This is a genomic window from Streptomyces sp. NPDC020192 (assembly GCF_044388685.1).
Taxonomy (GTDB): domain Bacteria; phylum Actinomycetota; class Actinomycetes; order Streptomycetales; family Streptomycetaceae; genus Streptomyces.
Window position 1 is genome coordinate 100587 of the sequence record NZ_JBIRXG010000021.1, and the last position, 11881, is coordinate 112467.

Annotated in this window: 13 protein-coding genes; 6 read left to right on the forward strand and 7 right to left on the reverse strand. The window is 73.4% G+C overall.

Going from position 1 to position 11881, the window contains the following annotated elements:
- Window positions 1-118: 118 nt before the first annotated feature.
- Window positions 119-766, forward strand: coding sequence for a hypothetical protein (locus tag ACH47Z_RS33480; RefSeq protein ID WP_399080490.1), 648 nt, complete (start codon window positions 119-121; stop codon window positions 764-766).
- A gap of 21 nt (window positions 767-787) precedes the next feature.
- Here the strand turns inward: ACH47Z_RS33480 and uppS are convergent, their stop codons facing one another.
- Window positions 788-2428, reverse strand: a complete 1641-nt coding sequence (gene uppS / locus ACH47Z_RS33485) for a polyprenyl diphosphate synthase (RefSeq protein ID WP_399080492.1) — start codon at window positions 2426-2428, stop codon at window positions 788-790.
- A 150-nt stretch (window positions 2429-2578) separates the two neighbouring features.
- The gene (locus tag ACH47Z_RS33490; RefSeq protein WP_399080494.1) at window positions 2579-2983 is read right to left on the reverse strand and encodes an Hsp20/alpha crystallin family protein; all 405 of its coding nucleotides are present in this window, start codon (window positions 2981-2983) and stop codon (window positions 2579-2581) included.
- Between the two features lie 95 nt (window positions 2984-3078).
- Here ACH47Z_RS33490 and ACH47Z_RS33495 point away from each other — a divergent pair, with 95 nt between their 5' ends.
- Both ACH47Z_RS33495 and ACH47Z_RS33500 read left to right on the forward strand, forming a co-directional pair.
- A complete protein-coding gene (locus tag ACH47Z_RS33495) occupies window positions 3079-4425 on the forward strand; it encodes a nicotinate phosphoribosyltransferase (protein ID WP_399080496.1) in 1347 nt (448 codons plus the stop codon).
- Window positions 4426-4546: 121 nt separating this feature from the next.
- Window positions 4547-5005, forward strand: coding sequence for an archease (locus tag ACH47Z_RS33500; protein WP_399080498.1), 459 nt, complete (start codon window positions 4547-4549; stop codon window positions 5003-5005).
- A gap of 35 nt (window positions 5006-5040) precedes the next feature.
- On the opposite strand, the gene ACH47Z_RS33505 is transcribed toward ACH47Z_RS33500, so the two are convergent.
- The 3 genes from ACH47Z_RS33505 to ACH47Z_RS33515 are packed head-to-tail and all read right to left on the reverse strand — an operon-like array spanning window position 5041 to window position 7867.
- Window positions 5041-6453: an RtcB family protein gene (locus ACH47Z_RS33505; RefSeq protein ID WP_399080500.1), complete on the reverse strand. Its 1413-nt coding sequence runs from the start codon at window positions 6451-6453 to the stop codon at window positions 5041-5043.
- A gap of 38 nt (window positions 6454-6491) precedes the next feature.
- The gene (locus ACH47Z_RS33510; protein ID WP_399080502.1) at window positions 6492-7133 is read right to left on the reverse strand and encodes a phosphoribosyltransferase; all 642 of its coding nucleotides are present in this window, start codon (window positions 7131-7133) and stop codon (window positions 6492-6494) included.
- Between the two features lie 35 nt (window positions 7134-7168).
- Window positions 7169-7867 carry a CBS domain-containing protein gene (locus ACH47Z_RS33515; RefSeq protein WP_399080504.1) on the reverse strand — a complete coding sequence of 233 codons (699 nt, stop codon included), beginning with the start codon at window positions 7865-7867 and terminating at the stop codon, window positions 7169-7171.
- Window positions 7868-7980: 113 nt separating this feature from the next.
- Between ACH47Z_RS33515 and ACH47Z_RS33520 the strand changes: the two genes are divergently transcribed.
- Window positions 7981-8859 (forward strand): hypothetical protein, encoded by an 879-nt coding sequence (locus ACH47Z_RS33520; protein ID WP_399080506.1) that lies wholly within the window; start codon window positions 7981-7983, stop codon window positions 8857-8859.
- 13 nt (window positions 8860-8872) lie between these two features.
- Here ACH47Z_RS33520 and ACH47Z_RS33525 read toward each other — a convergent pair whose 3' ends face one another.
- Window positions 8873-9100, reverse strand: coding sequence for a hypothetical protein (locus ACH47Z_RS33525; protein WP_399080508.1), 228 nt, complete (start codon window positions 9098-9100; stop codon window positions 8873-8875).
- 95 nt (window positions 9101-9195) lie between these two features.
- Here ACH47Z_RS33525 and ACH47Z_RS33530 point away from each other — a divergent pair, with 95 nt between their 5' ends.
- Window positions 9196-10344: a hypothetical protein gene (locus ACH47Z_RS33530; RefSeq protein ID WP_399080510.1), complete on the forward strand. Its 1149-nt coding sequence runs from the start codon at window positions 9196-9198 to the stop codon at window positions 10342-10344.
- Between the two features lie 77 nt (window positions 10345-10421).
- The gene (locus ACH47Z_RS33535; RefSeq protein ID WP_399080512.1) at window positions 10422-11576 is read left to right on the forward strand and encodes a site-2 protease family protein; all 1155 of its coding nucleotides are present in this window, start codon (window positions 10422-10424) and stop codon (window positions 11574-11576) included.
- Here ACH47Z_RS33535 and ACH47Z_RS33540 read toward each other — a convergent pair.
- Window positions 11560-11877: a DUF6343 family protein gene (locus ACH47Z_RS33540; RefSeq protein WP_399080514.1), complete on the reverse strand. Its 318-nt coding sequence runs from the start codon at window positions 11875-11877 to the stop codon at window positions 11560-11562. The two genes, ACH47Z_RS33535 and ACH47Z_RS33540, sit on opposite strands and share 17 nt — an antisense overlap.
- Window positions 11878-11881 lie beyond the last annotated feature (4 nt).

An 11881-nucleotide genomic window follows, 5' to 3' on the forward strand; every position in this document is an offset into this window, starting at 1 on the left:
GGTCTCGTACGCTCAACTTTCGGGTGGTTTGCTGCCGTTGCCGGCACCGGACGTCACACGTGCCCCGATGATCTCCACCGGCCGTGGTCCGCGGCCGGGAACGGATGGAGGCACATCGATGAGTTCGACGCGACGTACGGTGCTGGGCGCGGCCATGGCCGCTCCGCTGCTGGCCCAGTTCACCGGTGCGGCATCCGCCACGGCCGCGGCCGGCACGCTGGGCACGGTCTCCGACGGCTGGGTCGAGGTCCGTTGGACCCAGCAGGCCCAGGCACTGCTGGACCGCTTCCAGGCGGCGGTGACGGCGGTGGCGCCGGCCCAGCCGGTGCAGGATGCCCAGGGGACGGCGATCCGGTTCCCGGTGCGGTTCGGGGAGGGCGACCCGTCGCTGTCGAGCCCGTCGAAGGCCCACGGCAACGGCCGGCTGGACGGCGGGGTCGAGGTCCGCACGCCGAACGGCACCGTCCGGGTGGCCGGTCTGGAGGCGGGCCTTCAGGAGGGGCTGGCCTCCGGGAAGTGCGTGGTCAACGGCGTCGACGTCGGACACCACGCGGTGCTCCGGCCGGATCTCGGCCAGGGCCGGCTGACGACGGAGAGCGTGCCGCTGGGCAAGCCGATGAAGGTCCGGATCACGGAGGTGCCGCTGCGGCCCACGCCGGAGCTGTTGGAGACGTTCACCAGCGGCTTCGGCGACCCCGGCATCACCGTGGACACGGTGCTGGCGCACCTGACCGCCGAGGGCGTGTACACCCCGCCGACCTCGTGAGCGGCCGCCGGTCCGGATCGCTCAGCCGGTCCGGACCGGCTTCGCATGGCCGGCCTGCGCGGGCAGAGCATCGCCACTGCCGCCACCACGGCCACCGCCGAAGCGCCGCTCGCGTGCCGCGTAGGCGGTGGCGGCGTCGCGCAGCCGGGCCAGGTCGTAGTCGGGCCAGGGGACGGGGTCGAAGACCAGCTCCGCGTAGGCGAGGTGCCAGGGCAGGAAGTTGCTGATCCGCTGCTCGCCGGAGGTACGGATCAGCAGATCGACGTCGGGCAGTTCCGGCACGTACAGGTGCCGGGCGAGGTCGGCGGGGCCGATGTCCTCCGGGCGGACCGTGCCCGCCACCGCTTCGGCGGCCAGCGCGCGTGCGGCGGCGGCGAGTTCCTCCCGCCCGCCGTAGTCCACGCAGACGGTGAGCGTGAGCGCGTCGTTGTGCGAGGTCATGCTCTCCACCAGCGCGATCGTGGACGCGAGCGAGGTGTCGATCCGGTCGCGGCGCCCGCACCAGCGCACCTGCACGCCGAGCCCGTGCAGCCACTGCGCGCCCCGGGCGATGCCGTCGGCGAGGGCGTCGAACAGGGCGCCCAGTTCCTCCTGCGAGCGGTTCCAGTTCTCGGTGGAGAAGGCGTAGATGCTCAGGTGCCGGATGCCCAGCCGCAGGGCCGCGTTGACCAGCCGCATGGCCGCGCGCGACCCGGCGTGGTGGCCCTGGTGCACCGGCAGGCCACGGGCTTCGGCCCAGCGCCGGTTGCCGTCCATGATCACCGCGACGTGTCCCGGCACCGGTCCCACACCCGGCCGGGCGGGGCGGGGGCGCGCGCCGCCGTCCAGGGTCAGCGGTTCGACGCCGTCCGCCAGTACCCGGGACCGCAGCAAGGTCACCTCGTCGTAGTGCAGCTGCGCACCGAGCAGCAGGGTGTGCAGGAACGGCGCGTACTCCTCCCCCACCATCCCGGTGACCGGGGCGGCCTCGTCCAGGAGCCCGCGCCAGCGGGCGAGTTGGATGTCCACGAGCGCGTCCAGCGCCTCCCGGTGCTCGCCGCCGCGCAGGTCTCCGACCTCCAGCCCGAGCCGGCGCAGGTCCTCCCTCGGCAGATAGCAGCGCCCCGCCGCGAGATCGGCCGGCAGGTCCTCGAACAGGTCGGCCACTGTGCACGCCTCGGCCAGCACCGACACCAGCCGCAAGGCCTCCGGCCCGCACGGCTGCAGCAGGGGCGCCCACAGCTCGGCCACGACCCCCGTGTTCCCTCTCAGATAGCGCCGCTGGTCCGCGAAGGACTCGAAGTCCGGCGCGGCCGCGCAGTCGGCCCGCACCGTCTCCAGGTGCTCCTCGATCAACGCCTGGTCGAGATCCCACCTGCGCACGGTGTCCACCAGTGCCCGCCGCACCGGATGCGCGCCCTGCCCGGACCGCAGCTCGGCCAGGGTGTCGGCCTGCCAGCGGGCGAACCGCTCCTCGCGGCCGTCGGGCGAGCCCTCGTCGGCGATCCGGTCCGTCCGCACCGCCCACCCGTGCACCGCGTGGACGAACGGCCGGACCGCAGCGGGCAGTACGTCGGAGGCCGTCCACATCGGGGCCAGGAACCGCCGCACCTCGGCCTCGGCAGCCTCGTACGACTCGCGCAGCTCCGGCGAGCCGCCGATCGCCCCTTCGTTCCCCACCACGTGCGGACCCCGCCTTCCGGCCGCCACGGCCGGCAGCCTCCACCGCACCAACGACCCACCGGCCGCTCGGTGGCGGAACCGAGAGCGGTTCCTCACCCCACAAGGGGCGGCGGGCCCGCTCGGGGCCCGCCGCCGATGGATAGGCCTTCGTCAGCTGCCGTGCCGGATCTCGACGTGCTTGGCCTCCGCCTTCTGGGCGCCCAGACCCACACTGATGGTCAGCATGCCGTTGGTGTAGTCGGCCTTGACATCGTCCTCGTCGGCGCCGGGCGGCAGCGTCACGCTGCGGCTCATCTCGCCGTACCGGATCTCGTTGTGGCTCTTGTCCACCTCCCGCTCGGTGCGCTCGGCCCGGACCGTCAGCACCCCGTCGCTGATCACGACGTCGATGTCCTCGGGGGCCATGCCCGGAAGCTCGGCGCGCATGACGTAGCGATCGTTCTCCATGTAGTCCTCGATCCGGACCGCGGGCATGGTGAGCCTGCTGGGAAAGGTCTCGAACCAGTCCGGGATGTCCGGGAACGGGAACCTCTGCCTGCGCGTCAGTGTGACCATCGCGGTACCTCCTCAGTCCCCTATGTACCGTTCTACCCGCACAGGGAGAGATCAGACTGGTAACGAGGGCACGACCACATACGGCGGCGATCACCATGTCCGACGTCACCACCACCGATCTCTACGAAGTGACCATGGCCCTGTCCTACCTCCACGAGGGCATGCGGGCGCCCGCCACCTTCAGCCTCTTCGTCCGCGACCTCCCGCCCGGCCGGGGCTTCCTGGTCGCCGCCGGCCTGGAGCCCGCCCTGGACTTCCTCGCCGGTTACCGCGTCGAACGCGACGACGTCGAGGAGTTCGCGGCCGCCCTGCACCGCCCGGTGCGGGACCTGACGCCCCTCCTCGGCCTCTCCTTCGAAGGTGAGGTGCGGGCCGTTCCGGAAGGTCATGTGGTGTTCGCCGGAGAGCCGCTGCTGGAGGTGACCGCGCCGCTGCCGCAGGCCCAGCTCGTCGAGACGTATCTGCTCAATCAGCTCTGCCATCAGACGGTGGTGGCGTCCAAGGCGGCGCGCTGTGTGCTGGCCGCGGCCGGGCGGCAGGTGGTGGACTTCTCGCTGCGCCGCACGCACGGTCCGTGGGCGGGGCTGCAGGCCGCCCGGCTGGGTGCCCTGGTGGGCTTCGCGGGCACGAGCAACGTCGCCGCCGCCACCTCCCTCGGCATCCCGGCCTCGGGCACCATGGCCCACTCCTACATCGAGGCCTTCCCGAGCGAGGAGGCCGCCTTCCGCGCCTTCGCGCGGAGCCATCCCGGCCCGGTCACCTTCCTCGTCGACACCTACGACACCGAGGAGGGCGTGCGCATCGCCGCCCGGGTCCTGGCCGATCTCGGCCTCGGACCCGGCTGCGCGATCCGCCTGGACAGCGGCGATCTCGACGCGCTCGCGCGGCGGGCCCGCGCCCTGCTGGACGCCGCCGGGGCGGCCGGCGTACGGATCGTGGCCAGCGGCGGACTCGACGAGTACGGCGTGGACCGGCTGGTGCGCGCCGGCGCCCCGATCGACGTCTATGCGGTGGGCACGCGGGTGGGCGTGGCCGCGGACGCCCCGTACCTGGACGCCGCGTACAAACTCGTCGAGTACGACGGCCACCCCGTCATGAAGCTTTCCTCGGCGAAGGTCACGGCCCCGGGCCGCAAACAGGTCTTCCGGCGCGCCGGAAGACCCGATGCCATCGCTCTGGCGCACGAGGAACCGCCTGACGCGGCGGCTCGGCCACTGCTGCACACGGTGATGCGCGACGGGCGCCGGACCGGCCCGCCGGACCGCTGGCAGGACGCCCGCGCGCGGTTCCGCGCGGATGTCGCCGCGCTGCCCGAACCGGCACTCCGGATCGAGGATCCCGAGCCGGTCCCGCCCCTCCGGTCGCGGGCTCTCGAGGAGCTGACCGCCTCGGTACGCGCCGGCCTCGAAACCCGCCTGAGCCGCCCGGGCACCCGCAGGTAGGGCAGTTGGGCCGGCCGGATCGGTCACCGGCGTGCGAGGTCCCGTAGCGGGTACCCCGTCGCCGTGGGACGCTGCTCGGGGAGGGGTCCGGGTGCGCCCAGGGCAGCGTACGGAGGTGGTCATGGTCGGCGACATCGGCGACGAACTGCAGGCGCGGCGCGAGGGCGAGAACGGTCATCGCGTGCTGCCGCACACCGCCGACACACGCCTGCACGCCTGGGGCACCACCCGTGAACACTGCCTCACCGAGGCCGTCCGTGCCCTGGTGGAGGCCTTCGCCGATGTGTCGGACGTACACCCCACCGCCGTCGAACGGGTCCGGCTCGCCCCCGGTGGCGACGAGGACCAGCTGGTCGCACTGCTGGACGAGGTCGTGTACCGGCTCGAGGTCGCGGGCCGGGTCCCGGTCGACGTGGAAACGGAGCCCACCGACGACGGCGGAGTGGAGGCACGGCTGTCGCTCGCCGACCTCGCCGACGTCACCGTCGTCGGCGCCGCGCCCAAGGGTGTCTCCTGGCAGGACCTGCACTTCGGCCCGGACGCGTACGGCTGGACGTGCGCGGTGATCGTGGACGTGTGACCGCACAGGAACACCGTGCCGCACGGACACCCGCGTCATCCCTTGACCACGCCGAGCGGCACCAGCCGGGCGACCTTCCGGCACAGCCCCGCCCCCTCGCTCGCGGCGACCACGGCGTCGACGTCCTTGTACGCCTCCGGTGTCTCCTCCGTCAGCCCGCGCCAGGACTTCGGGCGCGCGGCGATCCCGGCCTCACGCAGCCGCACCCGCAGCTCGCTGCCGGTGACGGTGCGTGCGGCCTGATGGCGGCTCATGGTGCGGCCCGCACCATGGCAGGTCGAGTGGAAGGCGTCGCCCCCGGGCACACCGGCCAGCACGTACGACGCCGTCCCGAGCGTGCCGGGAATGAGTACAGGCTGCCCGAACTCCCGTATGTCCTCGGGCAGTTCAGGATGTCCGGGCGGGAAGGCGCGGGTGGCGCCCTTGCGGTGCACGCACAGCCGCCGCTCCTCGCCGTCCACCGGGTGGGTCTCGATCTTGGCGAGGTTGTGGGAGACGTCGTACACCAGGGACAGCCGGGCACCAGCGGTGCGCCGGAAGACGGCGCGGGCCGCGTCGGACAGCAACTGACGGTTCGCCCGGCCGTAGTTGGCGGCCGCGGCCATCGCCCCGAGGTACGCCCGCCCCTCGGGCGAGTCCACCGGCGTACAGGCGAGCTGCCGGTCGGGCACGGTGATGCCGTACCGGGCCATGGCGTGGTCCATGAACCGCACATGGTCGGTGCAGATCTGGTGCCCGAGGCCGCGGGAACCGCAGTGGATCATCACGCACACCTGGCCCGGCTCGATCCCGAAGGCGGCCGCGGCCGGGCCGTCGTACACCTCGGTGACCCGCTGCACCTCCAGGAAGTGGTTGGCGGAGCCCAGGCTGCCGACCTGGCCGAGGCCGCGCTCCCGGGCCCGCTGCCCGACCTGTGTCACATCCGCGTCGGCGACGGCGCCGCCGTCCTCGCAGCGCAGCAGGTCGCGTTCCTCCCCGTGGCCCCGCTCCACGGCGTAGCGCGAGCCCCCGGCCAGCAGCCGCTCCAGCTCGCCCGGGCCGTCCGGACGCCACACGCCGCCGGGCCCGGCGCCGCGCGGTATCGCCCGGTCCAGGCCGTCCATCACCGCGGTCAGCGCGGGCCGGAGCGCGTCGGCGTCGCAGTCGGCGGCCAGCAGCCGCACCCCGCAGGAGATGTCGAAGCCGACACCGCCCGGCGAGACCACCCCGCCGGCGTCCACGTCGGTGGCCGCGACTCCGCCGATGGGGAAGCCATATCCCCAGTGGATGTCCGGCATGGCGTAGGAGGCGGTGACGATCCCGGGCAGCGCGGCCACGTGCGCGACCTGCTCGAGGGACTGCTGGGCGTCCGCGAGCAGCGCCGGGGAGGCGAACACCACCCCGGGCACCCGCATGCCGTCGTGCGGCTCGATGCGATAGCGGAAGGAACGCTCCTCGACCAACTCCATCGCGGCCTCCGCCCCGGCCCGGTCCGGCCCGCCCGGGGTCACTGCTCGCGCAGCGCGGCGAGCACGTCGTCGTCCGTCAGCTGTTCGAATGCGTCGTACCACTCCCCCACGGCCAGGAACACGGCGGGCCGGTGCAGGCAGACCACTTCGTCGGCCTCGCCCCGCAGCAGGTCCGCCGCCTCCATCGAACACACCGGCACCGCCAGCACCACCCGTTCCGGCGACTGCCGGCGCAGCCAGCGCAGCGCCGCACGCGCGGTCGCCCCGGTGGCCACCCCGTCGTCCACCACGATCACGGTGCGGTCCCGCAGCTCGGGCGGAGGACGGCCCTGCCGGTACCGCTCCTCCCGGCGGTGCAGCTCCGCCCGCTCCCGCTCCACCACCTCGTCCAGGTCCGCCTCGGTCAGCCCGAGATAGTCCAGGGTCCGCTTGTCGAACAGCGGAGGATCGTCCCCCGCGAGCGCTCCGACCCCCAGCTCCTCCTGGAACGGCGCGCCGATCTTGCGCGCGACCAGCACGTCGAGCGGCGCCTCCAGCGCCCTCGCCACTTCGCGGGCCACCGTCACCCCGCCGCGCGGCAGGGCCAGCACGACCGGGTGCGTCAGCGCCCCCGCCTCCTGCCGGATGCGCAACCGCTCGGCCAGCTCGTGCCCGGCGTGCACGCGATCACGGAACCGCATGCCTGACCACTCCTTCCGCGCCGACGCCGAACCCCTCACCCGGCGGGTCGTTCGACGGCTCGTTCGAGGGGCTCCCGCTCCAGCAGCCCGATGAACCGTCCCTCCGGATCCGTGACGGGGACCACCTCGGTCCCGGACCGGACCATCCGGGCAAGCAGCGGGCCCAGGGGCGCATCGGCCCGCACGGTCGTCGGCCCCGGCCGCAGGACGTCCCCGACCGCGCCGCCGCCACCGGCCCGGGCGTCCTCGCGGTCCAGCAGGCCCACGACCACCTCCTCGCCGTCCACCACCACGGCGTACCGGTGTCCGATGTCGTCCAGCGTGTCCACGGCGTCGTCGAGCGGCTGGTCGACGGTGCACATGAGTGCGTCGCGGTCGGCCACATCACCGGCGAGCGCAGTGGCCGCCGCCCACCCCTCCCGCGGCAGTCCGGCGGCCAGCCAGTCGGCCTTGCCGGGCGCGTAGTCGTACACCTGCCCGAAGCCGAGTTGGCGGAGCCGGGCGGCGGCCCGGGGACTCAGATCGCACAGGGCGTCGGCGCAGTACACGACGACCGGCCGCCCCGGATCGAGCCGCTCACGAGCCCGCGCGTCCAGCTCACGCAGCCCGATGCGCAGCGCACCCGGCAGGTGGGCCTGCTCGTACGGCTCGCTCGGGAGCACCTCGACGAGCTGGGCCATGTCCTGCTCCACGAGCCGGAACACCTCCTGCCGGTCGAACAACCGGACGGACATGACGGCACCTCCCTCCGGTGTCCCCGGCCGGGTACCCGGGCACCTCCGCACGACACCGGACCACACCCGGGCGGCACGGTGCGGCAGACATCCGGGGCGCGGGGGACGAGACTGTGGGAGGTACACCCGCGTTCTGGGAGGAGTACGGCATGGCCGGGTCGGGCGCGGGGGGTACCGAGGGCGTGACGGGCGGCAAGTCCCGGTTCGACGACATCTACGACCGGCCGGATCCGCGCACGTACTTCCGGCGGCTGGGCCCCTTGGAGTACGAGATCCCGCACCACGCCCAGCCGGTCTTCCGGCAGGTGGCCGCCGAACGGGCCGCGCTCGACGACGGCCGCCCCGGCCGGCCGGCGGTGCTGGACGTGTGCTGCTCGTACGGGATCAACGCCGCGCTGCTCAACCACGACGTGACGCTGGCGGAGATGTACGAGCGGTACACCTCCCCGGCCCGGCAGACCATGCCCACGGTGGAACTGGCGGCGCGGGACAAGGAGTTCTATGCCGAGCGGCGCCGCGCGGACGCGGTGCCGGTGTACGGTCAGGACGTCTCGGCCCCCGCCGTGCGGTACGCGCTCGAGGTGGGTCTCCTGGACGCCGCCTTCACCGACGACCTGGAACAGGGCTCCCCCGGTCCCGGGCTGAGCCGCGCGCTCGCCGACATCGGCCTCATCACGCTGACGGGCGGCGGCAGCTACATCACCGCCCGTACGTTCGCGGCGCTTCTGGACGGTGTCCGCAGGCCGGTATGGGTCAGCGCGTTCGTGCTGCGGACGGTGTCGTACCAGCCGATCGTCCGCACCCTGGCCGCGCACGGCCTGCACACCACGCTCGATGTCTCCCGCACATACCCGCAGCGCCGCTTCACCGACGAGCGGGAACAGCGGTATGCCATCGAGGCGGTACGGGCGCTGGGCCATGACCCCGCCGGCCTCGAGGAGAGCGGTCGTTTCCACAGCCTGCACTACGAGTCCCGGCCCGGTACCGGGTGACGGCACCGGGGGCTCAGCGTGCGCAGCCGACGTCCAGCACCTCGATCACGTCGCCCTGCACGGTGTAGACGAGCCAGCACCAGTCGCCGAACGCCGCGGAGAGGCTCGGGGCCTGGGTCTCCGCGTCATGAAGCTCCGCGTCTTCGGTGACCGCGTCGATGAGCGTGATGATCTCCTCGTGCGTCTCGTCCGGCACGTCGAAGAGCACGTCGGCGGCTCGTTGGATCAGTTCGACTCGCATGGCACTGTCACTGACCGAAATCCGTTCCCTGTGACCACCATAAGCCCGTGCCACCGGGGTACGGGGACGGGGAAAGGCACCGACGACCCCGCACCATGATGAAGCTCTCGTTCCTGGAGCCCCTCTTCGCCGAACCGGGACCCTGGGCCAGCGTTCAGCTGGACACCTCGCAGGACATCGACGATCCCGGCAGGGCGATCGACCTGCGCCGGCGGCACCTGCGGGACGCCCTGCGCGTCCAGGGCGCCGACACCGCCACCGTCTCCGCCCTGGACACCGCGGCGGACCTCCGCCAGGAACTGCCCGGCGGCCGGCACGGCCGGGCCGTGTTCGCCGCGCACGGGCACGTCGTCATGACGGCGGCACTGCCCGAACCGCCCGTGCGCGACACGGCCCGGTTCGGTGCGCTCCCGGACGCCCTGCCGCTGGCCGTGCAGCGCGCGCCGGACATCCCGTACCTGGCGGTCCGCCTGCTGCGCGACTGCCGTGCGTCCCAGGACGGCGCACAGGGCGTGCACCGGACGTCCGCCCATGTGCAGGTGATCGCCGAGACGGGCCGCTGGCCGCTCGCCCGGGTGCGTCCGGGACCGCGGTTCAGCCACCTGGTGCCCCTGGAGGAGTGGCCGTACACGGCCCCGCACATCGCACGGCACCTGGACGAACTCGCCGACCGCCACCGGGCCGAGGTGGTCGTCCTCGGCCACGCACCGGAGGACTCCTGGGCGGCCGGGGTCCTGGTCAACCGCATGCCGATCCATCTGCAGAACCGTGTGGCCCTCGTCGGCCCCGGTGACGACGTCACGGACCGGGCGACCGGCCGCGCCCTGCTGGAGACGGAGGCGGCGCGGGTCCTGGACAGACGGCTGAGCGCCGAGGACCGGCGTCAGGTCGACACCTTCCACGCCCAACGGGCCCGCCATCCGCACAAGTCGGAAGGGATCACGGCCGCCGTCACCGCCCTGCAGCGTGCCCAGACCCGTTCCCTCCTGCTCACCCGCTCCCCCGCATTGCCCGAGGCGTTGTGGTGGGCCGAGGAGCCGCCCTGGATCGCGCTGTCCGCCGGCGAGTTCGACACCTTCGGCGTGACCGCGCCCCGGGCGGAACCCGCCGGCGCCGTCCTCCTGCACGCCGCCGTCCGCACAGGCACCGACCTCGTCGTCCTGCCCCCGGACGAGACGCCGTCGACCGAGGGAGTCGCGGTCCTGCTGCGCTACCGCGACCCGGCCGACATGGCTCCCGTGTAGCGCGCCGCGGTGGGCCCGGCCCGGGTACACCGCCCTGCGCCGGGTACCCGTACACGGCGACGAAGGAGGTGTCGGCCATGGGCGCGACCTTCTCGCTCGGCCGCGTGGCGGGCATCCGCATCGGCATGCACTGGAGTGTCCTGGTCATCTTCGGCCTGATCGCCTTCGGGCTGGCCGAGGGGCGCCTGCCCCGCGCCCACCCGGGCAGTGCGCCCTGGGCCTACTGGCTGACGGGGCTGGCGACGGCCGTGGTGTTCCTGCTGTCCCTGCTGGCGCACGAGATCAGCCATGTGATGGTCGCCCGGCGCAACGGGGTCGGCAGTGACGAGATCACCCTGTGGCTGCTGGGCGGAGCGGCCCGGCTGCACAGCGAGGCGCCCACTCCGGTGGCGGAACTGCGTATCGCGGGTGTCGGGCCGCTGGTGAGCCTTCTGCTGGGCGGGGCGTTCGCCCTGTGCACCTGGTGGGCCCACGCGCTGCGCGGCCCGGGGCTGCTGGTGGAGGCGCTGGCCTGGCTCGCGGCCATCAACGTCCTGCTCGCGGTGTTCAACGTGCTGCCCGCCGCGCCCCTGGACGGCGGGCGGCTGCTGCGCGCACTGGTGTGGTGGCGCACCGGCAACCGGCTGCGCGCCACCGAGGTCGCCACCGGCGCCGGGCGCGCCCTGGGCTGGATCCTGGTCGCCGTCGGCCTGTACGAGGCCCTGATCGGCGGGTTCGCCGGCGGGCTGTGGCTGATGCTCATCGGCTGGTTCATGGTCGCCATGGCGACCATGGAGGGCGGCCAGGCGAGGCTCCGTGAACTGCTGGGCTCCGTGCCGGTCCGGCAGGCGATGACCCCGGATCCGGTGACCGTTCCGGCAGGTACGACCGTTCAGGAGTTCCTCAGCAGTCCGCCCTGGCGCTATCGGCACTCGGCCTTCCCGGTCACGGATCCGGCGGGGCGTGCGGTGGGGCTGATGAGCGTACGGCAGGCCGGACAGGTGCCGGTGGAAGACCGTGACTCGACCGCGCTCGACGCCGTGATGGTGCCCCTCGCCGACATCCCCACCGCCGGCCCCGACGATCCCCTGGTCCAGCTCCTGCCGACGCTGGAGGCCAGCCCCGCCCGCCGGGCCCTGGTGCTGGCGGAGGGCCGCGTCGTGGGCATCGTCAGCAGCTCGGACGTCAGCCGGGTCATCACCTGGCTGTCCTCGACGGCACCACCGGGCGCGGGCATCAGGACCCAGACGTAGAGCCTCGCCGTTCCCTCCGGCGGCGGCGGAGGACGACGGCCGCGTCCGCCACCGAGAACACGGTGAGTGCGGCACAGACGCCCGCGAGACTCGCCAGTTGCGAGGACGTGGGGCTGCTGCCCGGTCCGGAGTGCGCCGACCACACGGCGAACAGCACCGCGGCGGCCACGAAGAGCGGCGCGAAGCAGACGGACAGCAACAGCCGCAGGCCCAACGCACTGCGAGCCGTCACCGGCTCGGTGCCGCTGCGCTCCGCGGAACGCTCGCCGGTCTTCGAACGGCTCGGGTGTTCGCGCGCCATGACC